Annotated in this window: 20 protein-coding genes; 13 read left to right on the top strand and 7 right to left on the bottom strand. The window is 61.9% G+C overall.

Features of this window, described 5'->3' with window-relative positions:
* Positions 1–11: 11 nt before the first annotated feature.
* Positions 12–572: a hypothetical protein gene (locus PQR42_RS24040; RefSeq protein WP_408386906.1), complete on the bottom strand. Its 561-nt coding sequence runs from the start codon at positions 570–572 to the stop codon at positions 12–14.
* 292 nt (positions 573–864) lie between these two features.
* On the opposite strand from PQR42_RS24040, the gene oxlT reads away from it, so the two are divergent.
* From oxlT to PQR42_RS24000, 8 genes are all read left to right on the top strand, one after another.
* Positions 865–2196, top strand: coding sequence for an oxalate/formate MFS antiporter (gene oxlT, locus PQR42_RS24035; protein WP_408205258.1), 1332 nt, complete (start codon positions 865–867; stop codon positions 2194–2196).
* 64 nt (positions 2197–2260) lie between these two features.
* A complete protein-coding gene (gene oxc, locus PQR42_RS24030) occupies positions 2261–4003 on the top strand; it encodes an oxalyl-CoA decarboxylase (RefSeq protein WP_408205259.1) in 1743 nt (580 codons plus the stop codon).
* A gap of 25 nt (positions 4004–4028) precedes the next feature.
* On the top strand, positions 4029–5279 hold the full coding sequence (frc, locus tag PQR42_RS24025; RefSeq protein ID WP_408205260.1) for a formyl-CoA transferase: 1251 nt from the start codon (positions 4029–4031) through the stop codon (positions 5277–5279).
* Between the two features lie 104 nt (positions 5280–5383).
* Positions 5384–5821, top strand: coding sequence for a PAS domain-containing protein (locus PQR42_RS24020; RefSeq protein WP_408205261.1), 438 nt, complete (start codon positions 5384–5386; stop codon positions 5819–5821).
* A 96-nt stretch (positions 5822–5917) separates the two neighbouring features.
* Complete coding sequence (locus tag PQR42_RS24015) at positions 5918–6844, top strand: LysR family transcriptional regulator (protein WP_132383799.1); 927 nt, start codon at positions 5918–5920, stop codon at positions 6842–6844.
* A 354-nt stretch (positions 6845–7198) separates the two neighbouring features.
* Positions 7199–8416, top strand: a complete 1218-nt coding sequence (locus PQR42_RS24010) for a YbfB/YjiJ family MFS transporter (RefSeq protein WP_408386907.1) — start codon at positions 7199–7201, stop codon at positions 8414–8416.
* Positions 8417–8465: 49 nt separating this feature from the next.
* Positions 8466–9569, top strand: a complete 1104-nt coding sequence (locus PQR42_RS24005; RefSeq protein WP_408386908.1) for an NAD(P)H-dependent flavin oxidoreductase — start codon at positions 8466–8468, stop codon at positions 9567–9569.
* Complete coding sequence (locus tag PQR42_RS24000) at positions 9566–10837, top strand: MFS transporter (RefSeq protein WP_408386909.1); 1272 nt, start codon at positions 9566–9568, stop codon at positions 10835–10837. The genes PQR42_RS24005 and PQR42_RS24000 overlap by 4 nt, the downstream gene beginning before the upstream one ends.
* An 18-nt stretch (positions 10838–10855) precedes the next feature.
* Here PQR42_RS24000 and pstS (PQR42_RS23995) read toward each other — a convergent pair whose 3' ends face one another.
* Positions 10856–11890, bottom strand: coding sequence for a phosphate ABC transporter substrate-binding protein PstS (pstS, locus tag PQR42_RS23995; RefSeq protein ID WP_408386910.1), 1035 nt, complete (start codon positions 11888–11890; stop codon positions 10856–10858).
* 469 nt (positions 11891–12359) lie between these two features.
* Between pstS (PQR42_RS23995) and PQR42_RS23990 the strand changes: the two genes are divergently transcribed.
* Complete coding sequence (locus tag PQR42_RS23990) at positions 12360–13316, top strand: CHAD domain-containing protein (RefSeq protein WP_408493832.1); 957 nt, start codon at positions 12360–12362, stop codon at positions 13314–13316.
* Between the two features lie 51 nt (positions 13317–13367).
* On the opposite strand, the gene PQR42_RS23985 is transcribed toward PQR42_RS23990, so the two are convergent.
* Entirely contained in the window at positions 13368–14405 is a 1038-nt protein-coding gene (locus tag PQR42_RS23985; protein WP_408386912.1) for a transporter, read from the bottom strand.
* 294 nt (positions 14406–14699) lie between these two features.
* Here PQR42_RS23985 and pstS (PQR42_RS23980) point away from each other — a divergent pair, with 294 nt between their 5' ends.
* A complete protein-coding gene (gene pstS, locus PQR42_RS23980) occupies positions 14700–15740 on the top strand; it encodes a phosphate ABC transporter substrate-binding protein PstS (RefSeq protein ID WP_408205268.1) in 1041 nt (346 codons plus the stop codon).
* A 72-nt stretch (positions 15741–15812) separates the two neighbouring features.
* Here the strand turns inward: pstS (PQR42_RS23980) and PQR42_RS23975 are convergent, their stop codons facing one another.
* Positions 15813–18662, bottom strand: a complete 2850-nt coding sequence (locus tag PQR42_RS23975) for a DNA-binding protein (RefSeq protein ID WP_408386913.1) — start codon at positions 18660–18662, stop codon at positions 15813–15815.
* Positions 18663–19017: 355 nt separating this feature from the next.
* Between PQR42_RS23975 and PQR42_RS23970 the strand changes: the two genes are divergently transcribed.
* Complete coding sequence (locus PQR42_RS23970; RefSeq protein WP_408386914.1) at positions 19018–19674, top strand: arylsulfatase; 657 nt, start codon at positions 19018–19020, stop codon at positions 19672–19674.
* Between the two features lie 121 nt (positions 19675–19795).
* On the opposite strand, the gene PQR42_RS23965 is transcribed toward PQR42_RS23970, so the two are convergent.
* Positions 19796–20245, bottom strand: coding sequence for a hypothetical protein (locus PQR42_RS23965; protein ID WP_408205271.1), 450 nt, complete (start codon positions 20243–20245; stop codon positions 19796–19798).
* A 614-nt stretch (positions 20246–20859) separates the two neighbouring features.
* Here PQR42_RS23965 and PQR42_RS23960 point away from each other — a divergent pair.
* A complete protein-coding gene (locus PQR42_RS23960; RefSeq protein ID WP_408386915.1) occupies positions 20860–21492 on the top strand; it encodes a helix-turn-helix domain-containing protein in 633 nt (210 codons plus the stop codon).
* A gap of 9 nt (positions 21493–21501) precedes the next feature.
* On the opposite strand, the gene PQR42_RS23955 is transcribed toward PQR42_RS23960, so the two are convergent.
* Entirely contained in the window at positions 21502–24501 is a 3000-nt protein-coding gene (locus PQR42_RS23955) for an FAD-binding and (Fe-S)-binding domain-containing protein (protein ID WP_408493829.1), read from the bottom strand.
* 40 nt (positions 24502–24541) lie between these two features.
* Positions 24542–25579, bottom strand: coding sequence for a DUF1338 domain-containing protein (locus PQR42_RS23950; protein WP_408205274.1), 1038 nt, complete (start codon positions 25577–25579; stop codon positions 24542–24544).
* Between the two features lie 168 nt (positions 25580–25747).
* On the opposite strand from PQR42_RS23950, the gene PQR42_RS23945 reads away from it, so the two are divergent.
* A complete protein-coding gene (locus tag PQR42_RS23945; RefSeq protein WP_408205275.1) occupies positions 25748–26680 on the top strand; it encodes a LysR substrate-binding domain-containing protein in 933 nt (310 codons plus the stop codon).
* The last annotated feature ends 7 nt before the right edge of the window (positions 26681–26687 follow it).

Raw genomic sequence — 26687 nt, 5'->3', positions numbered from 1 at the left:
GTCCACCGCATCTACACACCTGCCAGCGCCGGCAGGTCCATCTCGTACGAAACGCGTTCGCGCCAGCTGCTCATTTCTGGCTGATGAACCACGCGACTCTGACGCGGCGCGCTTTCGACACGTCTCGGCAACGGCGCCGGATAACGCGCACGTTTCTTCTCCAGAATGGCCTGGCTCAAAAACTCAGCGCTGTAGGCTTTCAACAAGTGCGCATGATGCGCTTCGATGTACGCGGCAATCTGCGCCTGTTCGCCCTCGATCATGGCCAGCAACGCCAGCGTCTGCACATCCCAACGAAAGCGCAGGCCGAGCTCGTCGAAAGCGGCGTTATAGGCGCACAGTTGCGCCTGGATTTCAGCATGGTGTGCGCTGTCGCCAGCGTCGAATTGCAAGGGGTTCATGGTCGTCTCCATCAGGCAGGTGGCATGACGAAGAGTAGAAGAGCCCACAGATAAACAATAGTTAAAGTTTTTTCGAAAAACGATAGTGTTTTGTTTATATATTGGTTTACCCCAAGTAGCCTCAGCAACGAGATCCGCGCACTTGAACAGCGAGTCGTCGCCCTCAATCAAGCCATGGCCAAGGGCGACAGCGCATCCATTAGGAATGCCTAATGCAAACCATAAAATGTTTTAACTTTTACTTATTGCTGTTCTCGCGCAGCATCCCCTCAGACGCGCTGCACGACCTATTGCCTCTCACCCGGTGGTTTTGCATTTGACGGGTAAGGGTTTTCGTTAGTGCAGCTCCCTCTGGCCGACCATTGGCGCCTTGTTGCCCGCAAACTGAGCGGCGACGAAGCGGTTCGATCACGTAAGTCCAACGCGCCGCTTGAGCGCGACGGAATATACAGGAGACGGAGACATGGGACATTCCAGTGCATCGGAAAGAGGCCGTACTGCATTCACGCATCACCGCTGGGTGCAACTCGCGATCGGCATTGTGTGCATGGGGCTCGTCGCGAACCTGCAATACGCATGGACGCTATTCGTCGTGCCGATGGACAACGCCCACCATTGGGGACAAGCGGCGATCCAGACCGCGTTCACGATCTTCATCGTCACTGAAACCTGGCTCGTGCCCGTCGAAGGTTGGCTCGTCGATAAGTTCGGGCCGCGCCCGGTCGTCATCGGCGGCTCGCTGTGCGCGGCGCTCGGCTGGATCATCGACGCGCATGCGAGCAGTCTCGCCGCGCTGTACGTCGCGGCGGTCATCGCCGGGATCGGCGCGGGCTGCGTGTACGGCACCTGCGTCGGCACGGCGCTCAAATGGTTTCCGGATAAACGCGGTCTCGCGGCCGGTTTGACCGCGGCGGGTTTTGGCGCCGGCGCGGCCGTCACCGTGATTCCGATCGCCAACATGATCCAGCATTCGGGCTATCAGCACACGTTCATGTTCTTCGGCATTTTCCAGGGCGTCTGCATTCTCTTGCTCGCCACCATGCTGATCCGGCCGAAGCCGCCGGCAACCGCTGTCGCCGCTAAACGCATCGTCGCTAGCAAGATCGACTACACGCCCGGCGAGATGATCCGTTCGCCGCTCTTCTGGGTGCTGTATCTGATGTTCGTGTTCGTCGCGGCCGGCGGCATCATCGCGACCGCGCAGCTCGGGCCGATTGCGAAGGAATACGGCTTTGCCAAGCTGCCCGTGAATCTGATGGGCATCACGCTGCCGCTCCTCACGATGACATTGTCTATCGACAACCTGTGCAACGGCTTCACCCGTCCCTTGTGCGGCTTTCTGTCGGACCGCATCGGCCGGGAAAACACGATGTTCATGATCTTTCTCGGCGAAGGCGTCGCCCTGCTGGGGCTCATGCAGTTCGGCCATAACCCGTACGCCTTCATGTTCTTCGCGGCCGCCGTGTTCCTGTGCTGGGGCGAAATCTTCTCGATCTTCCCGGCGACTTGCGCGGACACGTTCGGCAGTAAATACGCCGCAGCCAACGCGGGGACGCTTTATACCGCGAAGGGCACCGCATCGATGCTGGTACCGCTTGCATCGGTGCTGTCGGCGAACGGCGGATGGAGCACGGTGTTCATCTCGGCCGCCGTGGTGTCGATCGCGGCAGCCGTGTCCGCGAAATTCATCCTCGCCCCCATGAGAAAGCGCTGGATCGAAAACTCAGGCGCGCCGGCCAGCGTGGTCATCGCTGAGGCAAGGCTGCAGCCGTCGTCCGGCGGCTCGCCTGATTGACTGACCACGTGAGCGCACCGCTCGCAACCAACCACACAACGCCCCGCCACCAAGGAGAGATGTCATGGCAGAAGCCGACCAGCCCACAACAGACGAAACGTCGACACAACAGGCGACCGAGACGACCGACGGATTCCACCTCGTCATCGACGCGCTGAAACTGAACGACATCCACACCATCTTTGGCCTGGTCGGCATCCCGATCACCGACCTGGCGCGACTTGCCCAGGCGGAAGGGATGCGTTTCATCGGCTTTCGCCATGAACAGCACGCGGGCAATGCCGCGGCTGTTTCCGGTTACATGACGAAGAAGCCGGGCATCTGCCTGACGGTGTCGGCGCCGGGCTTCCTGAATGGACTGACTGCCCTCGCCAACGCGACCACCAACTGCTTCCCGATGATCCTGATTAGCGGGTCGAGCGAGCGTGAAATCGTGGATCTGCAGCAGGGTGATTACGAAGAGATGGATCAGTTGAATGCGGCCAAGCCCTACGCGAAGGCCGCGTATCGCGTGCTGCATGCGGAAGATATTGGCATCGGCGTGGCGCGGGCGATCCGGGCCGCGGTGTCGGGCCGTCCCGGCGGCGTGTATCTGGACTTGCCCGCCAAGCTGCTCGCGCAAACGATGGACGCCGTCAAAGCGCAGCAATCGCTGGTGCGCGTGATCGACGCCGCACCGCGTCAGTTGCCCGCGCCGGAATCGGTCAAGCGCGCGATTGACGTGCTGAAGAGCGCCAAGCGTCCGCTGATCCTGCTCGGCAAGGGCGCGGCGTACGCGCAGGCCGACGCGGAGATTCGCGCGTTCGTCGAACAAAGCGGTATTCCGTATCTGCCGATGTCGATGGCCAAGGGCCTGCTGCCCGATACGCACGAGCAATCGGCGTCGGCGGCGCGTTCGTTCGTGCTGCAGGAAGCCGATGTCGTCGTGCTGATCGGCGCGCGTCTGAACTGGCTGCTCTCGCACGGCAAGGGCAAGACGTGGGGCGCGGAGCCGAAGAAGTTCGTCCAGGTCGACATCTCGCCGACCGAAATCGACAGCAACGTCGCGATTGCCGCGCCGGTGATCGGCGATATCGGTTCGTGCGTGGCGGCGCTGCGTGAAGGCATCGATGCGAGCTACACGAAGCCGAGCACCGAATGGACCGGCGCGATCGCCGAGCGCAAGAACAAAAACCTCGCCAAGATGGCCGCGACGCTCGACAAGAACCCGTCGCCGATGAATTTCCACAGCGCGTTGCGCGCGATCCGCGACGTGCTGAAGACGCGCCCGGACATCAACGTCGTCAACGAAGGCGCGAACACGCTCGACTACGCGCGCAGCATCATCGACATGTACGAGCCGCGCAAACGCTTCGATTCGGGCACGTGGGGAATCATGGGCATCGGCATGGGTTTCGCGATCGGCGCGGCGGTGACGAGCGGCAAACCAGTCGTCGCAATCGAAGGCGATAGCGCGTTCGGCTTCAGCGGCATGGAACTCGAGACAATCTGCCGTTATGACTTGCCGGTCTGCACCATCGTCTTCAACAACAACGGCGTGTATCGCGGCACCGACGTGAACCCGACGGGCGGCAAGGACGTCGCGCCGACCGTGTTCGTGAAGAACGCGCGCTACGACAAGATGATTGAGGCATTCGGCGGCATCGGCTATCACGCGACCACGCCGGAAGAACTGACGAAGGCGCTGCTCGAATCGATCGCCTCAGGCAAGCCGAGCCTGATCAATGCCGTAATCGACGAAGCGGCCGGCACCGAAAGCGGCCGCCTGACCAATCTGAATCCGCAAAGCGCGGCAATGAAAAAGTAATCTGGGCAACCACGGAGATATCAACATGACCAAACCTCTCGAAGGCATCAGGATCATCGACTTCACCCACGTTCAGGCGGGCCCTGCCTGCACGCAGTTGCTCGCCTGGTTCGGCGCGGACGTCATCAAGGTCGAGCGGCCGGGTTCCGGCGACGTGACGCGCAACCAGTTACGCGATATCCCTGACGCCGACGCGCTGTACTTCACGATGCTCAACAGCAACAAGAAGTCGCTGACGCTCGACACGAAAAAACCCGAAGGCAAGGAGGTGCTCGAAAAGCTGATCCGCGAATCGGACGTGCTGGTCGAGAATTTCGGCCCGGGCGCGTTGGATCGGATGGGCTTTTCGTGGGAACGGCTGAACGAACTCAACCCGAAGATGATCGTCGCTTCGGTGAAGGGCTTCAGCGACGGCCACCACTACGACGACCTGAAGGTCTACGAAAACGTCGCGCAATGCGCGGGTGGCGCGGCCTCCACCACCGGCTTCTGGGACGGCCCGCCGACCATCAGCGCGGCGGCGCTCGGTGACAGCAACACCGGCATGCATCTGGCCATCGGCATTCTGACCGCGCTCTTGGGACGCGACAAAACCGGCAAGGGCCAGAAAGTCGCGGTGTCGATGCAGGACAGCGTGCTGAACCTGTGCCGGGTGAAACTGCGCGACCAGCAGCGGCTGGAGCGTGTCGGCTACCTCGAGGAATATCCGCAGTATCCGCACGGCGAATTCAGCGATGTCGTGCCGCGCGGCGGCAATGCGGGCGGCGGCGGCCAGCCGGGTTGGGTGCTCAAGTGCAAGGGCTGGGAAACGGATCCGAACGCATACATCTACTTCACGATTCAGGGTCACGCGTGGGAACCGATCTGCAAGGCGCTCGGCAAGCCCGAGTGGATCGACGACCCGGCCTACAAGACGGCGGAAGCACGTCAACCGCATATCTTCGACATCTTCAAAACGATTGAAGGCTGGCTTGCCGACAAGACCAAGTTCGAAGCAGTCGACATCCTGCGCAAGTTCGACATTCCGTGCGCGCCGGTGCTGACCATGAAGGAACTGGCCAACGATCCGTCGCTGCGCGCGAGCGGCACGATTGTCGAAGTGCCGCACAAGAAACGCGGCTCGTATCTGACCGTCGGCAGCCCGATCAAGTTTTCGGATCTGAAGCCGGAAGTCACCGCCTCGCCGCTGCTGGGTGAACACACCGAAGAAGTGCTCGCAAGCCTCGGCTACAGCAAGCAGGACATTTTCAACCTGCGCGAAGTGAAAGCGGTTTAATGGTGCTACGCAAGGCCGGGTATAAGCCCGGCCTTGCCGATGCGGCGTCCCTGGCGGCGCCGTATCCTATTGAGCATTCGTGTTTTCACATTTGGGGGAGCGCCATGCAAAACGCCATCGACTTCCAGCAACTTGCCAACGCGATCGGCGACGCGATCATCATTTCAGACGCCCGCGGCAGCATCACATTCTGGAACCCCGCGGCTGAACGCATGTTCGGTTTCACGCAAGGCGAGGCGCTCGGCAATTCGCTGGACCTGATCATCCCGGAACGTCTGCGCGGCCGCCATTGGGATGGCTACCACAAGACCATGGCCACAGGCGAAACCCGCTATGGCAACGACGTGCTGCGCGTCCCCGCCGTGCACAAGGACGGGCGCTCGCTGTCGATTGCCTTCACGGTCGCGTTGCTGCATTCGCCACAAAACGAACTCACCGGCATCGTCGCCGTGATCCGCGACGAAACCAGCCGCTTCCAGGAGGATCGCCTGCTGCGCAAGCGGCTTGCGGAACTGGAGGCATCCGCATCCGCCGGCGCTTGAGCGCCTAGCCGCTCGAGCGCCCCTGCGCCACTCCCGTTCGGTCCATCGCTGTAGACTCTGCCAGATCGCGTTTTCAATCACACCGGATCAGGCAACATGGACCGCATCGACGCAATGAAGGTGTTCGTCGCCACGCTCGACGAAGGCAGCCTGGCGGGCGCGAGCCGTCGGCTCGGCCGTTCGCCCGCCGCGGTTAGCCGCGCTATCGCGTTCCTCGAAGAACATGTCGGCACGGCCCTGCTGCACCGCACGACGCGGACGATCAAACTGAGCGAAGCCGGCGAGCGATATGCCGCCGCCTGCCGGCGCATTCTCACCGATCTCGAAGAGGCCGATCTGCTGATCGCCGGCGAGCGCTCCGCACCGCGCGGGCTGCTCACGATCACCGCGCCGGTGGCCGCCGGCCAGGACATGCTGCAGCCGATCATCGACGAATTCGTCGACCGCTATCCCGCAGTCTCGGTCCGCCTGAATATGCTCGACCGCCCGGTCAGCCTCATTGACGAAGGGATGGATCTGGCGTTGCGCATCGCCCATCTGCCGGATTCGACGCTGGTGGCCATCCCCGTCGGCGAAGTGCGGCGGGTCGTTGCCGCGTCACCTCGTTACCTGGCGAAGCACCCTCCGATCACCGAACCCGCCGATCTGGCCCAGCATCAGATCATCTCCATGACCCACTTCGGCTTGGATTCGTGGAGCTTTCCGCCGCCGAACGGCTCGACGATTCCGCGCGTCGTGCAGTTCACGCCCCGCTTTATCGTCAACAGTATTCAGGCGGCGGTGGCCTCGGCGGTCGCGGGACACGGCGTCACCCGCATGTTTTCCTACCACGTCGCCGAACAGGTCAAGGACGGCTCGCTCAAGATCGTCCTGAGCGACAACGAACCCGCCCCGCTGCCGGTCCACCTGCTGACGCCGCACGGGCGCCTCGCCGTGCCCAAGGTGCGCGCGTTCGTCGATTTCGCGGCGCCGCGTCTGCGCCAGCATTTCACCCAATCCCAGCGGATTACCACCAGAAATTGAATCGTTTCGCGGAAGAATGTCTGCCGTGCCGCGTGGATTCTCTCTTCAATCGGTTCAATCTAGACTTACTTCCATCGAGATTACCTAGCGCAAGCCGTCGGCCATCCGGCGAATTGACTGACACGACCGACGCCACGCTCGACTCGAATCGGCAATCTTCGTAACGGGCAAACATCCCGCACGCGGACGGCGGCCAGAGCGTCGGCGCTCCCGGCATCGTTTGTCACATTGCGAGGCATTCCACATTCAGTTTGCAATCCTCATGAGAGGCATTGCGAGCCGTGACCTTCGTACCTATCGTGTCGACCCCGCCAGCAAGACGAGTCGGCGCGCAACCGAACAGTGGAGGCAGTGATGCAACGTGCAGTCGTCAACGGACCGATCCCGCCGGCATTCAATGTCTGGCGCCGCACGCTGGCAGGAGCCAGCGCGAGCCTTGTCGGCATCGGCCTCGCGCGCTTCGCCTATACGCCGTTATTGCCGGCGATCGTCAGCGCGCACTGGTTTCCGGCGTCGACCGCAGCGTATCTCGGCGCGGCCAATCTCGGCGGCTATCTGGCGGGCGCGCTCGCAGGCGGTTGGCTGGCACGGCGCTTCGATGCCACGTTCGTTCTGCGCGCGATGATGCTGCTCGCGAGCGTCGCGTTCGTCGCCTGCGCCTTTCCGGTTTCGTTTCTCTGGTTCTTCGTCTGGCGCTTCGCATCCGGCCTGGCCGGCGGCGCGCTGATGGTGCTGGCCGCGCCGACGGTCCTCGCGCACGTCATTCCATCGCGCAAGGGCTTTGCGAGCGGCGCGATCTTCAGCGGGATTGGTCTCGGCATCGTGGCATCCGGGACGATCGTGCCGATCCTGCTGCGTCAGGGCCTGATGCAAACGTGGCTGGGACTTGCCGCGATCTCCCTCGCGCTGACGGCCGTCGCATGGAACGGCTGGCCCGAGCGAGGCGAATCCGCCGTGCAGCACACGACGCATCACAGGGGGCATGGCCGGTCTTATCCGGCTGCGTCGATGCGCGCGCTCTACACCGAGTATGCGTTGAACGCCGTGGGCCTCGTTCCGCACATGATCTTTCTGGTCGATTTCGTGGCGCGCGGGCTCGGCAAGGGCCTCGATGCCGGCGCGCAATTCTGGGTGCTGTTTGGACTCGGAGCGATTGTGGGCCCGCTGCTGAGTGGCCATCTGGCTGACCGCACCGGCTTCGGTCCGGCGCTGCGCGTGGCCTATGTCCTGCAGATCGTCGCAGTGGCCTTGCCGGCTGTCGTGCGCGGACCTGCGGCACTGATCGTGTCGAGCGTCGTGGTCGGCGCGTTCGTGCCGGGCATCGTGGCGCTCGTGCTCGGCAGGGTCAATGAATTGCTCGCGCATCATCCGGCTGCCCAGAAAGGCGCCTGGAGCGCGGCGACCACCAGTTTCGCCGTCTTGCAGGCAGTCGCGGCGTACGGCTTGTCGTTTCTGTTCGCTCACGACGGCGGCAACTACGCGATGTTGTTCGTGATCGGCGCGGCGTCTTTGGCGCTTGCTCTGGCAGTGGATCTGTTCGCGGCACTTCGCTTCGGTCCGAAGCAAGCCTAGCCACTCCGCTCCAGGCGTTTCTATCCACTACTCGAACTGTGAGAACCCCATGACCTCCGATATCCGCTTTCTGCAAGCACTCGGCGTGCGGCATCCCATCATTCAGGCGCCGATGGCAGGCATCTCGACGCCCGCACTGGCCGCGGCGGTTTCCAATGCCGGCGCGCTCGGCTCGATCGCCGTGGGTGCGAGCACCGCGCAGCAAGCGCGTGAACTGATCGTCGCGACACGCGCGCTCACGAGCCAGCCGTTCAACGTCAACGTGTTCTGCCATCGGCCAGCGTACAGCGATCCGCTTCGCGAAGCGACCTGGCTTGCGCATCTGCAGCCGCTGTTCGCCGAGTTCGGCGCCAAAACTCCCGCTGTGATCAAAGAGATTTACACGAGCTTCGTGGTCGACGAGACGCTGTTGCAAGTTCTGATCGAAGAGCGTCCCGCTGTCGTCAGTTTCCATTTCGGGCTGCCATCGCGCGAATGGATCAATGCACTGCATCGCGCCGGCATTCTGCTGTTCGGCTGCGCGACCACGCCGCACGAGGCCACGCAGATCGAGCAGGCCGGACTCGATGCGATCGTCGCGCAAGGTGCGGAAGCAGGCGGTCACCGTGGCGTCTTCAATCCGGACGATGACGCGATGATCGGCACCTTGGCACTGGTCCGGCTGATCGCAAAACAGTCGACGCTGCCGGTCATCGCCGCGGGCGGCATCATGGACGGTCAAACCATTGCCAGCGCATTGCTCCTCGGCGCTAGCGCCGTGCAGATGGGCACCGCGTTCGTGCTGTGTCCGGAATCGGGCGCGGATGCCGCCTACCGGAGCGCACTGACCACTCAACGTGCGTACCGGACGGCCGTGACGGCCGTGATCTCCGGCCGCCCGGCACGTGGGCTGAGCAACCGGTTGTTTACCGAGATCGACTCGCCGGACGCGCCGCCGCTGCCCGACTATCCGATTGCGTATGACGCCGCCAAGGCGCTGAATGCCGCGGCCCGCGCAAAGGGCAACACCGAATTTGCCGTCCAATGGGCCGGCCAGGGCGCGCCGCTCGCGAGAGCATTGCCTGCGGCGGAGTTGGTTGCCACATTGGTGAGCGAACTTGCCGAAGCAGAGGGTCAGTCACGCTCGCATTCATTTGCCGGGAAGACGGTATGAACACCCCTCCACAAGTTACCCTGCCGTCCGCTCAGGCGACGCACGGCCTCGATTATTCAGCGCGACATGAACGCTATTGGCGCCGCAATCTGGCCGTGTGCGTATTCGGCTCGTTCACCACGCTCGTCAGCCTGAGCATGCTGCTGCCGTTCTTGCCCATCTACGTCCAGCAACTTGGTGTGCAGTCACAGTCCGCGGTCATCCAGTGGTCGGGAATCGCGTTCGGCGCCACCTTTCTGGGAACTGCTGTCACCGCGCCTGTCTGGGGACGGCTTGCCGATCGTTATGGCCGCAAGCCGATGCTGGTGCGTGCGGCTGTCGGCATGGCGGTGGTGATGTCGTTGATCGGTCTTGCGCACAATGTGCATCAACTCGTCGCCCTGCGCTTGATCGCGGGTCTCGTGGGCGGGTACTCGTCGGCGTCGACGGTAATGGTCGGCACGCAGGCGCCGAAGGAACGCGCGGGCTGGGCGCTGGGCGTGCTGTCGACGGGCGCGCTGGCCGGCAATCTGATTGGGCCGCTCGTCGGCGGTTTTTTGCCGGGCTGGCTCGGCATTCGCGGCACGTTCTTCGCCGGTGGCGCCATGATCGCGGTGGCCGCGTTGCTTACGATTTTCGTCGTCAAGGAAGATTTCGACCCGGCCACTCATTCCAGACGGCGTCCCGCCGGGCACGCGGCGGCGAGCACGCATCGCAACAACTATCCGGTGATCGCCGCGTTGCTCGTCACAGCGATGATGGTGCTGCTCGCCAACATGTCGATCGAGCCGGTCATCACGGTCTATGTCGGCAGTCTCGGCGTACCGTCGCTTCATCTGGCGCGCGTGGCGGGTATCGTGATGGCCTGTTCGGCGTTCGGCAGCATGCTCACGGCGGCGCGCCTCGGCGCACTGGCCGATCGGATCGGCAGTTGGAACGTGATCGTCGCATGCCTGGTGTTGACCGGTGTGGTGATGATTCCGCAAGCGTTCGTTCACGCATGGTGGCAACTGGCGGGGTTGCGCGCGCTGATGGGCATGACGCTGGCCGGCCTTCTGCCTGCGATTGCCAAACTGGCCCGGCATGCGGTGGAAGAGCACAAAACCGGTCAGATGCTCGGCTACCTGCAGTCGGCACAATTCAGCGGACAGGTCGTCGGTCCGATTATCGGCGGCGTGATCGCTGTCCATCTCGGGCTGCATTCCGTGTTCTTCGTCACGGGCTCGTTGCTGGTGGCGTGCGCCGCGCTTGCGCAGTGGGCGCGGACTCGTCAGCGCGTGGCTGTTTGAGCGGAGAAACGCCCCACGTCATTGACCGGCGACTGTTTTACCCGACGGATTCTTTACCCTCGCGTGCAACTGCGTGCGAATCTCGCTCGCGACTGCCGGCGGCAGCGGAATATAGTCCAGGTCCTCCGCGGCCTGGCTGCCGTTCGTCAGCGCCCAGTCGAGAAATCTCAGTGTTTCCTCGCCGCGCTCCGGTTTGGCCTGCGTGTCGTGAACCAATATATAGGTCGCGCCGACGACGGGCCATGCGTTCGCGCCCGATTCGTTGGTCAGGATCGGAAAGAGCGATTTGGACCAGTCGGCGCTCGCGGCGGCGGCCTTGAATGTTTCCGGTCCTGGCTGAACCACCGCACCCGCGGCATTTTCCATGGCCGCGTACGACATATGATTCTGCTTCGTAAAATCCCACGCAACGTAGCCGATGGCGCCCGGCAGATGTTGTACGAAGGTAGCCACCCCTTCGTTGCCTCTTCCACCTATTCCGCGCGGCCAGCGGACTGAAGTCCCCTCGCCGACTTTGCTCTTCCACTCAGGGTTGACCTGCGCGAGAAAGTGCGTCCAGATCAGCGTGGTACCTGAACCGTCGAGCCGACGGACCACGGCGATAGGTGTGTCGGGCAGCTTGATCGTGGGATTGATGGCGGCGATGGCCGGAGCATTCCAACTGATGATTTTGCCCAGATAGATATCTCCGAGCACACGCCCGGAGAGAATCAGCTCGCCGGGCTTGATACCAGGCAGATTGATGACCGGCACGATACCGCCGATTACCGTTGGGAACTGGAGCAGGCCATTCTTCGCAAGCTCGTCGTCGCTCAGCGGTGCGTCCGATCCGGCGAAATCGACCTGGCTGACGATGATCTCCTTCAACCCTTCCGTCGACCCGACACCGCGATAGCTCACCGTGCCGCCGCCGGCACGCTGGTATGCGCTGGCCCATTTCGTATAAATCGGCGCGGCAAAGGTGCTGCCGGCGCCGGTGCTGTCGGCGCCGTGCGCAGCGACCGCCAATAAGGCGCCGGCCACACCGGCTAACAGTGTTTGTGTATAGCTCACGAAAGACCTCACTCGGAATTGTTGTCGAAGCTCATGAAGTGAAGCTCGCCGGGTAACGACGCGTGGCGTGAAGAAGCTATTGTCTGGCGGGCTCTTTTAGACTTTCTATTTCCACCGGTTTGTCGTCGCGCTGCTGTGTGCCAACGGGAGATAGGGCTGGCGCAGCGCTGAAATAACAACTTTTCTTATTACAGGACGATGAAGAGCGAGAGGCAAATTGAATCGCTCTATCACCACGGCATGGAAATGACTCGTCATTCCAATTCGATATCCTGAACAGCGCAACTTCTCTCTTCAAGCGAAAGTTCGTTGAAGAGTTGCGTGGAATCCGCTTCGAGCACAGTGCCGGCATGGCCCTCGAAATTTTTACGTTGTAGGATTGGTATCGCAGTTTGCTAAGTGACCTGACACGCGTTACCTTACGTTCACCTCACTTCCGTCCGCTTTGGCACTCACGCAATTCGAGCCGATGAACTCCACACCTCATACGCGTGATACCACATCTGCATCTGCACAAGAGCGGACCTCGGACAATCCCGGCAAACGCGCCGGCACGGCTTCGCCGGATATGTCGCCGGCCGTTGCGTTTTCGACGTTGGCCGCGCCAATGGTCGCGCAGGTGGCACAACGCATCGGCACCCTGTGCGTGAGTGCCGACCCGGAAAGTCTGCACAAGCTACGTGTCGCGCTGCGTCGTCTGCGTTCGCTGTGGTGGGCCTACGATCCGCTTATCGACAGATCGCAGGCAAGATGGCAGCGGCGCGAATTCAAGGCGCTCGCAGATTCCGCCGGACAGACGCGCGACTGGGATATCCTGAAACGCTTACTGGCGGAAGACGCGCCGACGCCGCACTCTTTTGCGGCGCTCATCGAAAGAGTCGACTTGTTGCGTGGCGAAGCGCTTTTGCGCAGTCGCGCAACGATCGCCGCAGCAAACGTCGAAGCCATGCTCGCGCAACGGATAGCGGGCGTGATGCTGCAACTCGACGCGTGCTCGTTTGACGAACCGCTTGCGGTATTCGCCGCGAACCGTGTTGCGAAGGCGAAGAAGGCGCTGCGAAAACGGATGGAACGTGTGCTTAGGAATCCGGACACCGTATACGCCGAGGTCCACGAAATCCGGATCGCAGGGAAAAAGGTGCGCTATCTGCTGGAATTTTTCGCGCCTCTACTCGAAAGCGGAAACGAGATCGGCGTCGTGGAACTCACGCAATTGCAGGACGAGCTAGGACACCTCAACGACATCGTTTCGAGTGAAGCGCTACTCCTCGAGCATGCAACTCAGCTTGGTGGGCGCGGCGTTGTAGAAGATGCGATAGCGCATTTGAGGCATCGCAAAGGCGATCACATGCAACGTGCCGACGCACTGTTACGCGCGTTCAGCGACACGTTTGCCGGCGAGCGTCCCGGCGTCGGCATGAGTTGACTGTGTCGCGTGCACAGCCGTTGATGCTGAAATGGGACGCAAACCTCACCCCTACCGTTCCTTGCGCCGACGAAATGCCCACCATCCCGCGAGCCCCGTGAAACCGGCGACGAGCAACACCATCACCCAGAAGCCGTGCCGGTTTTCAGCGAGCGGAATACCGCCCACATTCATGCCGAAAAAACCCGCGACGATATTGATCGGCATCGCCAGAACCGTCACCAGCGTGAGCGTGAACAGCGTGCGGTTGTTCTGTTCTTCGAGGCGGGAAATGATTTCCTCCTGCAGCAGCCTGACCCGTTCGATCAACCCGGCCACATCCGAGAGAACCACGGAGAACTCTTCCGTCGACTCGCGCAGGTCCTGCACGTCCTCTGAATGCAGCCAGCGCGGCGGCCTTGCCAGCAGACGGAAGATCGCGCCGGGTTCAGGCGCGAGCATGCGCTGCAAGCGCGTCAGCATACGACGCATCGCACCAAGGTCGATCCGGTTCTGCGTCGGCCGCTGCGACAGGAACCGGTCCTCGATCCGGTCGACGTCGGCGCTGGTTCGCCGGACGATCTGCACCAACAGGTCAGCCTGGTCACGCATCAGGTGAACCAGCAATTCCGCTGGAGACCTGAAAACCTCGCCTTCCCGAACAGATGCGCGCAATCGGTCGACCGAACGCAGCGGCTTGAGACGCGCGGTCACGATGATCCGTTGATTCGCGTAAATCCACAGCGTCGCAATCTCGGAGGGGGTGAACTCGAGATTGAACATGACGTCGTTCACGACCGCGCGTAGTGCGCCGTCCGCATGTTCGATACGCGTGGAGTGCGAGCCTTCGCGCAATGCGTCGAAAAAAGTGTCGGGCAAATCGAGTTGGGCTCTCATCCACCGCTCGCTGGCGCTATGTGCCAGATTGAAGTGAAGCCAGAGAAATTCGCTGCCTTCCTTCGCTGGGCCGTTCGCGTCGTGGGCCTGGAGCCATTCGGCGACTTCGTCGGCGTCGACGGACCGTCCGGCGCGAGTCGAAGAGAAGAGAAAGCCGCACACCATGCCGGACGAGTCCGCGCCGTAGGTTTGCAATAGCAGATCAGATTTCATAGGTCATTCAGCGTTTGCTTCCCGTGCGGGATTGGCCTATCCAGCAATTTGCCGGCCGAAATCAGAACCGTGGCGATCGCCACGCAATTCCAACTTCAGGCGCCGCACAGATTGAACCGGAATCAAAGGCCTGAGCATATCGCGGCCGATCAAAAGAAGGTTAACCCGCTAGTTTTCACGACGTCGACTTAGCGAATGCTTAAGGTTAGGCAAGCGGATCATTTAATTTGCGTAGTCACAAGAACGTCATATTTCACCCTTAAGTTGCAGCCCATCGAAGGCGACCGCGTCGCCATGAGGAGTCTCACCATGAATCTCAAGCAACTTACGCTGATTGTGTGTGCACTGTGTGCCGGCGCCGCACACGCCGCCGACATCACCGGCGCGGGCAGCACCTTTGCCGCGCCGATCTATACGAAATGGGCCGACGCCTATCAAAAGACCGGCGGTGGCAAGGTCAACTATCAGGGCATCGGTTCGTCGGGTGGCATCAAGCAGATCATTGCGAAGACCGTGGATTTCGCCGGCTCGGACGCTCCGCTCAAAGACGACGAACTGGCCAAGGACGGGCTGTTTCAGTTCCCGACGGTGGTCGGCGGCGTGGTTCCGGCAATCAACGTGCCGGGTGTGAAGGCTGGCGAACTGGTGCTGTCGGGTGAAGTGCTCGGCAACATCTATCTGGGCAAGATCAAGAAGTGGAACGATCCGGCGATCGTCGCGCTGAATCCGAAAGTCAAGCTGCCGGATACCGACATCGCCGTGGTTCGCCGTGCCGATGGGTCGGGCACGAGTTTCATCTGGACGAACTATCTGTCCAAAGTGAGCCCGGAGTGGAAGTCGAAAGTGGGCGAAGGCGCGACGGTGAACTGGCCGACGGGTACGGGCGGCAAGGGTAACGACGGCGTTGCCGCTTTCGTGCAGCGTCTGCCGGGCGCGATCGGCTACGTCGAGTGGGCGTATGCGAAGCAGAACCACATGACCTATGCCGCGCTGAAAAATGCAGCGGGCACGGTGGTCGTGCCGGCGACTGACACCTTCAAGGCCGCAGCAGCCGGCGCCGACTGGTCGAAGTCGTTCTACCAGATCCTGACGAACGAGCCGGGCAAGAACGCGTGGCCCGTGGTCGGCGCGACGTTCGTGCTGTTGCACACGACGCAGGACAAAGCACCGCAAGGCGCCGAAACGCTGAAGTTTTTCGATTGGGCGTTCAAGAACGGCGGCAAGGCGGCCGACGATCTCGACTACATTTCGCTGCCGGAGTCCGTGACGGCTGAAATCCGCACGCAGTGGAAACAGAAAGTGAAGGACGCGTCGGGCAAGCCGGTCGCGCCGTAAGCGTCGGATTCATGGGGCGCGCGTCGCAGGCGCGCGCCTTTCTCCATCACGCGTCCGACCGGCCGGCACGCGTCAGGTCGCGACCTTCGACATCACCGCCGTCGCCGGGTCGTAACGATAGCCCTTCTGCGCAAGTTGGTGCGTCATGGTCGCGGCGATCAGTTTTTGCTGCATCTCTCTCGAGATCAATTCGTGATCCGGCTTGAGCCGCTCCAGTTCGGATGAAAGCCGCCTGACAAGCGCTACCTCGCCGGTGCTGCGTGCGTCGATGAACAAGATCTTCTCGCTTGCCAGACCGAGCCGCTGTTTGAGGTCCTTTGCGTGCACAACCCACTGTTCGGCCGTTGTGCGAAGCTCGCTCATGGCCTTTGTATGAGCTTTGGCTTGCGTCGATATTTGGCGTTGCAACGCCGCGACTTCCTCCGCGCTGTCGGTCTCCTCGGCGCGAGCTGCTAACTGCTGGGCGCGCTGAGTGTGTTGCGCGATGGCGGCGGCTTGCGCCGCGACGCGTTGCTCCAGCTGCGCGACATGTTGTTCCGCCGCCTCCGCGCGTTCCCTCACGGCGGACGCATCCTGCGATAGCCGAGCGAGGTTGGCGCTGACCAGTGTCTTCGCCTCTGTCACGGCACTGATCTGCTCCCGCGCCTCGTCCAGTTCATGCGTGACGCGCTGGAACTCGCTCAGTTGAGCCGACGTTTCCTCGGCCCGCGCCTCGGCTGCCTCGCGCTCTGCCGTCAGCGCAGCGCGGGCTTGCTCCAGTTCCGCTTCCAGCGCGACGAACCGTGCATGGTTCTCGTTTGCCTGCGCCTCGAACGTTTTTGCTTGCGACGAGGCCGCGTCCAACTCCGCCGACAACCGGGCCGCTTCTTCCCGGCTGGCCTGAATGGTGCTGCTCAACTCTGCGATCTGCTGCTGGACCCGGTCGCGCTCTTCAGTGGCTCGCGCTATTTCATCGTTCTTGCTTGATATCGCTGCGGCCAACTCCGCGCGTGCCTTGCGTTCTTCGTCGAGCAAAGCCGTCGTGGCTTGCTGATCGTCAGCTTGCGACGCTGCGTGCTGCGCGAGCTCTTCTACACGTGCCTCGGCTGCTTGCGCGCGCGACGTAGCCGCGCTCAATTCCTCGGACAGTCGCGTCGCTTCTCCAGTCTTCGCCTGATGGGCGTCGCGCAAAGTGGCGAACTGCTGCCGCGTCTGATCGTGCTCCTCAGTAACTCGCGTTACATCGTCGTTCCTGGCCGAGATAACCGCGGTCAACTCTTCACGTGCTTTGCGTTCCTCTGAAAGCGATGCGCTCGTCGCTGTCAGCTTGTCGTGATCCGACGCCGCACGCTGCTCGAGTTCTTCTACCCGTGCCTCTGCCGCCTGCGCGCGCGATGTCGCCGCGCTCGCTTCCTGCGACCATCGTGTCACTTCTTGCGAGTTCGCCTGATAAGCGGCGTCCAACGTTGTGACTTGCTGCAGCGCCTGATCGTGCTCCTGAGTGACTCGCGTTAACTCATTGTCCTTACTAGAGACAAGCGAAGCCAATTCCTCGCGTGCCTTGCGTTCCAATGCAAGCAGCGCCGTCGTCTCGTTCAGGCTGTCATCTTGCGAAGACACGCGCTGCGTGAGTTCGTCTACTCGTGCCTGTGCTTCTCGCGCTCGCGACGAGACCGCGCTTGCCTCCTGCGACTTGGCCTCATAGGCTTCGCGCAAGGTTGTGATTTCCTGCTGCGCAAAATCACGCTCTTGAGCGACTCGCGTCATTTCATCGTTCGTGACGGAGACGATCGAAGCCAATTCCTCACGTGCCTGGCGTGCTTCTTCAATCGATGCCTTTGCATCTTCCAGGCTAGCATCTTGCAACGACACACGTTGCGCAAGTTCTACCACGCGCGCCTCTGCGGCTTGCGCACGTGACGAAGCCGCGCTCGCTTCTTGCGACAACTGGGCCGCTTCTTGCGACTTCGCCTGAAAGGTCTCGCGCAAAGTGGCGATTTCCTGCTGAGTCTGATCACGTTCCTGCGTGACTCGCATTACTTCATCACTCTTGCTCAAGACAAGCGCGGCCGACTCCTCACGCGCCTTGCGTTCCTGTTGAAGCAACGCATTTGTCTCCTCCATCTTGGCCTGGTCCACCGACGCACGCTGCACGAATTCCTCAATGCGTGCCTCCGCCGCTTCAGCACGCGACGCGGCCGCGCTCGCCTCATGCGACCATCGCGTCACTTCTTCTGTTTTCGCCTGACAGACGTCGCTCAACGTCGCGATCTCGTGCCGCGCCTGATCACGTTCCTGCGTGATCTGAGCGACTTCATCGCTTTTGCCCGCGAGAGCGGCGGCCAACCCTTCGCTCGTGAGCCGTTCCTCGTCGAGGGATGCATTCATGGCCTTCAGCATGGCGTCTTGCTCGGACGCTCGCTTAACCAGTTCGTCGACATGGGTCTCAGCCGCTTCGGCGCGGCCGTTGGTGGTCGCGAGTTCCGCTTCGAGGCGTAGGGCGGCACTTTCCGACGCGCTCAGCGCGTCCGTCAGCGCGCTCAGACGATTGCGCCCCGTTTCGATCTCATCAATCGTCTTTTGATATTCGGCGAGCGCCTCGTCCCGTTCCGCGAGGGCCGCTTCGAGGTCCTGGTTCACCGTGGCGAGACGTTGATTGAACGCCTTCTCCGCATCGTGTTGAGACGCCGCCCAGATCCGATCCGCGGCGCTGATCACCGTTTCTGCGAGGCCCTCCGGCAATCCGGGCTGGGCCTGCACTTGAGGCGTTTCCGCCTGCCGCGCTTCGCGCCAGCGTTGCAAGGCCGCGACTATCGCCACTAGCGAACCGCCGCGAACCTCTTTCCAGATTGTCACTGGCGACACTCTTCTGCCTTCTTCGACCATGCGATCGGCGATTGCCGCGATCTGTTCATCGGTGATGGTGTCTGTGTCCGTGGACATATGCGCCTCAAGAATCAATGTAACGGGGCGAAAGGTTAAATTTTCAATACGTTACTACGTCTGCGGACGTCCGGCGACGTTCGGGATACAAGCTAAATGACAGCTAGCTGGATGCGAACCGATGATATTAGGGCTCAACCGGCTCGCCGAATGCACGGAATAACGGACCATAAAGCGGCTATATCGTCGCGGATCGCTCGCGCAAGAGAGGTACTGGCGATACCGGTAGCAGAGCTTGCCTTGTTAGCCCGTAACGACGTTGCAACAATGCAGGCGAACCGATTGGGCCGCCCCGTCGGCGTGAAAACCACGAAGCAGCGTCGACGTCACACACCTGATACCGAGGCATACGGCAATGCGCATTTCGTTTTTGCACACGATGGATGGAAACCGGCAAGTGTTTGAGCAGGCAGCAAAAACGCTTGGACTGCGGGCCGAAGATCTTCACCATGAAGTGAGAGCGGATCTTCGCGAGACCGTCGACCAAACGGGGACGTTTTCCGACGAGTTGCGAGCCCGGACAAACCAGCGTCTTCTCGCGCTGGCAGCCGATTCCGATGCTGTCATTCTCACTTGCGCCACGCTCGGGCCGGCCGTGGCGGATATCGAGAGTCCGCCTGTGCCGATCGTCAGAGCGGATGTCGCCTTGGCGGCGGCGGCAGCAGAAGTGGGCGGGAAAATCGTCGTGTTGTGTGCCGCTGAATCGGCAATCGAGTCGACCAGGAAGCTCTTTACGGAGCACGCAAGCAAAAGCGCTGCATCGGTGGAGGTCGTTCACGTTGGCCACGTTTGGGCGCTGTTCAAAGCGGGCGACGTTCAAGCAAGCCTGGCAGCGACCGCGTCATCCGCCGATGAAGCGTATGAAGCGGGCGCGACCGTTGTCGCATTCGCTCATCCGTGGATGGCGCCCGCTGCCAACCTGGTCCAAAAGGGAAGACGGCCGCTCGATAGTCCAAGCGCGGCGCTGCAGGCTGCAACGCGGCGGTCCGGTGAACGCTCGGGTCACGCCTGACCGGGATCGGCGCTAAATCAGCCACAACCGGACTGAAGAAGCCGGAGTCAAAAGCGAAATCACGCTGCCCGACTCCACGATAAATACCTGCGACGGCTCACACTCACGCCTCAAAATCCGCTCACCACGGCGATTGTTTGTTGCTCTGACCAAACCGCACGACGCGTGACTCGGCTTCGTCCACTGCAAACACGGGCGCAGTTTGCAGTTGCTGTTCGTGCAAATCGAGAAGCCTGGTGATCGGCGCGCAGTCCGCTGCCGCGATCAGCCAGATATCCTTGCTCGCGCTACGGGCGGCGGCATCCAGAATACGTTCGGCATCGAGATAAAGGTCACGCTCCAGCGCACCGAACCCGGCCTCCTGAAGAAACCAGGCCAAATAAAGCGCCTTCACCAGTTTCGCCAGCAATTCGCCGTTGCCCTTGCCCGCCTGGAATGCGGCCAAGGCGAGATGCCAGCGCAACGACTGTTCTCGCACGTATTTCGTGGTATGCGGCAAGAGCTTGGCTTTGCCAAGCGGCTTTCTGCGCGCCTGATTCCCCGTTGGTCGTTTTTTACGATTCTGAGACATGGATCGTTTATCTTGTCGATGCTACTTTTAATTCCAGCATCCTAATGCATGCGACAAATAAAAATCCACCATCAATTCTATTTAACAGAATTTATTAGTATGCCGTTCGCATATCAGACTTTGCGATTAAATTAATGTTGGTCTATTGATATTTAGCAAGCGCCGGTTTTTCTTGATATTTTCCGAATCACGTTGACCAAGATTGCTTCGTCGGCCGGAAAGTGACGTTATCAAGACTAGCTGATGACAAGACAGCGTAGGGCGCTGCGCAATATCTTAGCTAATGCATTCCGTCCAAAACCGACACGATTATCAGGCCCGCGATATAAAACGAGACCTGCAACCTAAGTTAATAGTTGGTCCGGCCGCTGCAGCGTCGCGCCGCCCGCACGCCAACGACCAGAGTTTCCAATGAGAAAAACACGCGCACATCCCACACGCTTGGATCGCGCCTATCCGTTCCGCCGCTCTAGCCCAGCGCAACCGCTCAAAGCGCCGCCGACGCCCCTGCCGCCAACACCCAACCCTCCCCGCGAGACTTGTCGCTCTCCCCAAATGTTATTATCGGAAACAACACCGTCCCCCCAAAGCGCGCATTCGAAGCATCAAGCCCCATGGACACCCATCTCGCCAAACCCGCCGATCCGTCCACCACCGACCTCGGCCGCCGCGTCCGCGCCGCCCGCCAGGCGCAGGACCTGACGCTGGAAACCGCCAGCCGCCTGTGCGGCGTGTCACGCTCGACGCTCTCCAAGGTCGAAAACGGCCTGATGTCGCCCACTTTCGACGTCCTGCAGAAAATCGTCCATGGACTGAAGATCGAAATCGGCGAGCTGTTCGGCTCGACACCGAAAGTCAGCGCCAGCGGCCGTCGCGCGCTGACCCGCAAAAACGAAGGCCAGCGCCACGCGTATCGCGGCTACCAGATGGAACTGCTCGCCACCGACCTCGCGCACAAAGCGATGCTGCCGTTTCGCATCCGCATCTCCGCACACACGCTCGACGCATTCGACGACTGGGGCCGTCACGAAGGCGAAGAGTTTCTGTATGTGATCAGCGGCAGCGTGTGCCTCTATTCGGAGTTGTACGCGCCGACGCATCTGAACGCCGGCGACAGTCTCTACTTCGACAGCCGCACCGGTCACGCAGCGGTCTCCACGAGCGAAGAAGACGCCGAAGTGTTGTGGATGGCCACTAGCGCCGACATTCCGCAAGCGCCGGCCACCATCGAATCGACGAAGAAGTAACGCACGGCTTTAGCGCGCCGCCAACGCCCGCTGCGCGAGTTGCGCAATGTGCATTGTGTGACGCCCGGTACCCTGCTCGATCTGTTCGCGGCAACTGAAACCGTTGGTCAACACGATCGTCCCCGCGGCCGCCGCACGCACCGCCGGAAATAGCTTGTCTTCGCCGATCTTCGTGGACAGCGCGTGGTGCTCCGCGTTGAAACCGAACGATCCGGCCATGCCGCAGCATCCCGTATCGAGCAGTTTCCATTTCACGCCGAGCTTGTTCAGCAGCGCGGTATCGCCCTGCATGCCGAACAGCGCCTTCTGATGACAATGCCCGTGCACGATGACGTCCGCGGCGAGCGTCGGCCAATCGAACGGCTGACGCGCGACGAAATCGGAGAACAGGAAAGTCTGCGCCGACAGCTTCTTCGCCAGCGGATGGCCGGGCAGTTGCTTCAGCAGTTCGTCCTTGAACACCGACAAACAACCCGGTTCGAGACCGACGAGCGGCACGCCGGCGGCGATATCGTCCGCGAGGTCGTCGAGAACGTGCGTGAGCAGTTCGCGCGCGCGTTCGAGCAGGCCGAAGTCATACAGCGGACGCCCGCAGCACAGACGGTTCTTCGGCAACACGACGTGCCAGCCCAATTGCTTCAGAACATCGGCGGCGGCCTGCGCGATTTCGGGCGTGAAGTGATCGTTGAACGTATCCACCCACAGGATAACTTTCTTCACATCGTCGCGAGCATCACGCGCCGTTTGCGGCGAGCGCCGTGCAATTTGCCTGTACGTGGCATCCGCGAACCGAGGCAGTTCGCGCGTTTGCGCCACGCCGGCCAGCCACTTGCCGAACGACGACAAACCCGGCGCCGACGTCATGAAGTTCGTCAGACGCGGAAAGCGCGCCGCCCACGGCGCCCATTCGCCGATGCGTCCCATGAACAGCGCCTGCCGTGGCCGACGATTCGTCTCATAGTAATGCGAAAGAAATTCCGCCTTGTATGACGCCATGTCCGTATGCGTCGGGCAATCGGATTTGCAACCCTTGCACGCGAGGCACGTATCGAGCGCTTCCTTCACTTCGCGGCTTTGCCAGCCGTCGGCGATCACGTCGCCTTGCAGCATTTCCCAGAACAGATGCGCGCGTCCCCGCGTCGAATATTTCTCTTCACGTGTCGCGCGATAACTCGGGCACATCGTGCCGCCTTCGAGCGAGCGGCACTTGCCCATGCCGATGCATCGCTCGATCTCGCGCTGAAAGCCGTCGCCTTCCTGGCTGGCAAACGTCAGTCTGGTTTGCAGCGTGACCGGCTTGTAGGCGGGGCCCATGCGCAGGTTCTCGTCGACGCGATACGCGTGCACGACCTTGCCCGGATTCAGACGATTGGCCGGATCCCAGATCGCCTTGAATTGCTCCATCGCCTGCATCAATTCGGGGCCGTACATGATCGGCAAGAACTCGGCCTTGGCCTGGCCGTCACCGTGTTCGCCCGACAGCGAGCCGCCGAACTCGACCACCAGTTCGGCCGCTTCGCGCAGAAACTTGCGCCACGTCGCGACACCTTCCGCGCTGCGCAGATCGAAGGTAATGCGCGCGTGCACGCAGCCATCGCCGAAATGACCGTAGAGACTCGTCTCGTAACCGTGGCGATCCACCAGCGCCTGGAACGCTCGCAGATAGTCGCCGAGACGCAACGGATCGACCGCCGCATCTTCCCAGCCGACCACCGGGTCCGGCGTGCCGGAATCAACCGACAATGCCACCGCCGACGCGCCTGTCTCACGAATCGACCACACCTTCGCCTGCAACGTACGATCTTCGACGAGCATCGCCGAGACATTCGGCCCTGCTTCGCCCGAGGAAAAGTAAGCGGCGGCGGCCTGCGCTTCAAGCATCACCGCTTCTTGAGTGTCCGCGCCGAATTCGAGCACGACCCACGCATCGCCTTCGGGCAGCAACGCGATCTCGTCCTTCTTCAAACCGCGCGCCTGCAAGCCGCGAATGATCGCGCGGTCGAGTCCTTCGATAGCGATCGGCCCGCAGCGCATGAAATGCGGCACGGCATCCGCCGCCGTGTAGATATCCGTGAAGCCGACCACGACGATCACGCGCTTCGCGGGACTCTTCACGAGGCGCACTTTCGCCTGCAAGGTGAGCGCGCAGGTCCCCTCCGTGCCGACCAATGCACGTGCGACGTTGAAGCCGTTTTCGGGCAGCAGTTGATCGAGATTGAAGCCTGACACGCGCCGCTTGATCCGCGGGAATTTCGCGCGAATCTGCTCGGCGTAGGTGTCGCGCAACTGCTTCAGCGCAGCGTAGATTTCGCCCTGGCGGCCGCCTGCCGAAATGATGCGTTCGAGTTCCTGATCCGATGTCGGACCAACCCAGAAGCGCGCGCCGTCGAAGGTCGCGATTTCCAACGCCTCGACGTTCTTGACCGTCTTACCGGCCATCACCGAATGCGCGCCGCACGAGTTGTTGGCGATCATGCCTCCGAGCGTACAGCGGCTGTGCGTCGCAGGGTCGGGCGCGAAGGTGAGTCCATGCTGTTCGGCGGCATCGCGCAAGGTGTCGCAGACCACGCCCGGCTCGACGATCGCGACACGCGCGAGTGGATCGACCGACACGACGCGGTTCACATACTTGCTCGCGTCGGCCACCACCGCGACGTTCACGCATTGGCCGTTCTGCGACGTGCCGCCGCCACGCGCGAGAAACGGCACATCGTTGCGGCGGCAGGCGGCGAGCGTGGCCAACAGATCGTCGACGTCCGCAGGCACGACGACGGCGAGCGGCACTTGCCGATAGTTCGACGCATCCGCCGCATATAGCGCTTTCGAGCCTTGGTCGAAGCGCACTTCGCCGCGCACGTGGCTGCGCAAATCGGCTTCGAGCGCCTGCATTACTGCGGCGCTGCCCACGAAAGGCATAGCGACACGCGGCGCCTCTTTCAATGCGCGACGGCCGGCATCGTCCAACTCATCGATGCTCGCGCCCTGTTCTTCATCAAATGACGTTCCCACTGCGCTCCCCGTCTCTCGTGCCTGCGCCGCCGCTTCGCGCTCAGGCAGCCTGGCTCGCGGTCATCTTGAAGATGCCCTGTGCGTTGCCCGCGTCGAAACGCAGGTCCGTTTCCCAACGACGCGCGTCCTGGTCGAAAGTCCGCTTACGCGTGATGAACTCGTAGAACGAACCCGGCACTTCACGCGTCACGATGCCGCCGTCAGCCGCGCGGAACTCGCGCTGCACGAGGTCCGCGCGATACGCCGTCTGAAACACGCGACCCGAGCGCGAACGCTCCACTTCCGGTTTCATCGGACGACCCTTGGCCTTCTCGTCGTCGGAGAGTTGAAAGACATCCGCGACGCGATCGGTGGCGTGATTGAACGCGTTGCCTTCCGTGGCGATCCACGCCATTTCCGCCGATTCCTTCAACAATACTTCGTAATCGGCTTCGCGTGGCGTGTCGTGCTGGCGCGCAAACGCGCCGACGATGACCGGCAGCAATTCATGCGCCGCGTCGAGCGGCAGCACGCCGTCGCGCTCGAGCTCCCACAACTGGCCGGCGGCCCGTGGCGTCAACGGATCGCGCGACGCGCCAATCACGTTGGTCACGGCCTGCTGAAATGCCGCCGAGAACCGTTCGGGATGCAATTCGCTGACGAAGAACTGCGCGATTTCGTCGGGCGCGTCATCATGCGCCCACGCGCGGCCGGTCATGCCGAGGCGGTCGAGCGGATAGCGGCCGTTGATGCTGAAGCCGAGCGGACGCAGAATGCGCGCAAACGCGGCTTCGCCCGTCGGCAGCGCGCCGCTGTGCGGCCAGCGCACCGTGCGCAACGCTCCGTGATCGAAGTACACGCTGCCGCCCGCCGCGATTGTCTCCTCGGTGTATTGGCGGCCGTTCGCCGAGCGCGCCAGCAGATCCTCGAACAGCGCCATGTTCATGGCCTGCGCGAGTTCAGCGCGCGTGACGATGCCGTCCTCCCATTCGTCCAGAATGCCTGGATGATTCAGCGTCACGAAGAGTCGCGTGGTTTTGTCGGCGCCGAGCAGGTTCAGCAGGAGTTGTTCGACATTCGCATTCTTGATGTTTCGCATGACGGTTCTCTACGTGGCTTTGACGGGCGCTGATTCACATGTTCGAACAGACCTGCCCGCGCGGATGCAAAAGCACAGGACGGCATGGCCGAAGGCGTGATTATTCAAACCAGCCGGCTTGCCGTAAAGCGAGATAAAATCGCCACTTGATGCGTTTTTGGAATCAACGTGCGAAAGTTCAAGATCCCCAACATGGGCGCGCTGCTCGCTTTCGAAGCCGCGGCGCGGCACGAGAGCTTCACGCATGCGGCGCGCGAACTCTTCCTGACCGAGAGCGCGGTGTCGCGGCAGATCAATACGCTGGAGAGCAATCTTGGCGTGCGGCTGTTCGTGCGCGTCAAACAGCGCGTGATGCTGACGAAGGCGGGCAAGGTGTATAGCGCGCAGGTGCGGCGCTCGCTTGAACAACTCGATCGCGACACGCTGTCCATCATCGCGCACGGCAGCGGCGGCGGTTATCTGGAACTGGCCGTCCTGCCGACTTTCGCGTCGCAATGGCTGATTCCTCGGCTCGCGGCGTTCAATACGCAATATCCGGACGTGCGCGTGAACATGGGCGTGCGAACCGGCACGTTCCCGTTCGCCGAAACCCATTTCGAGGCCGCGATTCATTACGGCAAGCCCACATGGCCGGGCACGTCGGCGGATTTTCTGTTTAGCGAAGAGGTGGTGCCGGTGTGCGCGGCGAGTCTGCTGAAGCGGCCGGTTCAAAGCGCCGCCGAGCTTCTCGACTATCCGCTGCTGCACTCCACCACACGGCCGGACGGCTGGGCGTCATGGTTCGTCGGCATGGGCGTCGACGATAACCGGACCATGCAGGGCGTGCGCTACGAACTCCACACCATGCTGATCAGCGCGGCTGCAGCCGGTCTCGGCATTGCGCTGGTGCCGCGCTTTTTCGTCGATGCGCAACTCGACCAGCTCGGGCTCGTGATTCCGCTCGACGCGCCCGCGGTCGCCGACTCGGCGTACTACCTCGTGTATCCGACCGAGTTGAGTCATGGCAAACCGCTGGCCAGTTTCCGCGAGTGGCTGTTGCATGAAGCCGCGGCCTACAGCGCGGTGAATCCCCTGGTGGCCGGCCCGCCCGATTCCGCTTGAGCCAGCG

Origin of the sequence: Paraburkholderia sediminicola, assembly GCF_046027355.1 — a bacterium.
Taxonomy (GTDB): Bacteria; Pseudomonadota; Gammaproteobacteria; order Burkholderiales; family Burkholderiaceae; genus Paraburkholderia; species Paraburkholderia sediminicola_B.
This window is presented reverse-complemented; position numbering and strand designations above follow the sequence as displayed.

Bases quoted from the DNA above. Each gene is read 5' to 3' on its own strand.
- PQR42_RS23975 (WP_408386913.1), bottom strand. From the start codon at position 18,662: ATGTCCACGGACACAGACACCATCACCGATGAACAGATCGCGGCAATC.
- PQR42_RS23970 (WP_408386914.1), top strand. From the start codon at position 19,018: ATGCGCATTTCGTTTTTGCACACGATGGATGGAAACCGGCAAGTGTTT.
- PQR42_RS24010 (WP_408386907.1), top strand. From the start codon at position 7,199: ATGCAACGTGCAGTCGTCAACGGACCGATCCCGCCGGCATTCAATGTC.
- PQR42_RS24020 (WP_408205261.1), top strand. From the start codon at position 5,384: ATGCAAAACGCCATCGACTTCCAGCAACTTGCCAACGCGATCGGCGAC.
- PQR42_RS24005 (WP_408386908.1), top strand. From the start codon at position 8,466: ATGACCTCCGATATCCGCTTTCTGCAAGCACTCGGCGTGCGGCATCCC.
- PQR42_RS24000 (WP_408386909.1), top strand. From the start codon at position 9,566: ATGAACACCCCTCCACAAGTTACCCTGCCGTCCGCTCAGGCGACGCAC.
- PQR42_RS23985 (WP_408386912.1), bottom strand. From the start codon at position 14,405: ATGAAATCTGATCTGCTATTGCAAACCTACGGCGCGGACTCGTCCGGC.
- PQR42_RS23965 (WP_408205271.1), bottom strand. From the start codon at position 20,245: ATGTCTCAGAATCGTAAAAAACGACCAACGGGGAATCAGGCGCGCAGA.
- oxlT (WP_408205258.1), top strand. From the start codon at position 865: ATGGGACATTCCAGTGCATCGGAAAGAGGCCGTACTGCATTCACGCAT.
- PQR42_RS23960 (WP_408386915.1), top strand. From the start codon at position 20,860: ATGGACACCCATCTCGCCAAACCCGCCGATCCGTCCACCACCGACCTC.
- oxc (WP_408205259.1), top strand. From the start codon at position 2,261: ATGGCAGAAGCCGACCAGCCCACAACAGACGAAACGTCGACACAACAG.
- pstS (WP_408205268.1), top strand. From the start codon at position 14,700: ATGAGGAGTCTCACCATGAATCTCAAGCAACTTACGCTGATTGTGTGT.
- PQR42_RS23950 (WP_408205274.1), bottom strand. From the start codon at position 25,579: ATGCGAAACATCAAGAATGCGAATGTCGAACAACTCCTGCTGAACCTG.
- frc (WP_408205260.1), top strand. From the start codon at position 4,029: ATGACCAAACCTCTCGAAGGCATCAGGATCATCGACTTCACCCACGTT.
- PQR42_RS23990 (WP_408493832.1), top strand. From the start codon at position 12,360: ATGAACTCCACACCTCATACGCGTGATACCACATCTGCATCTGCACAA.
- PQR42_RS24015 (WP_132383799.1), top strand. From the start codon at position 5,918: ATGGACCGCATCGACGCAATGAAGGTGTTCGTCGCCACGCTCGACGAA.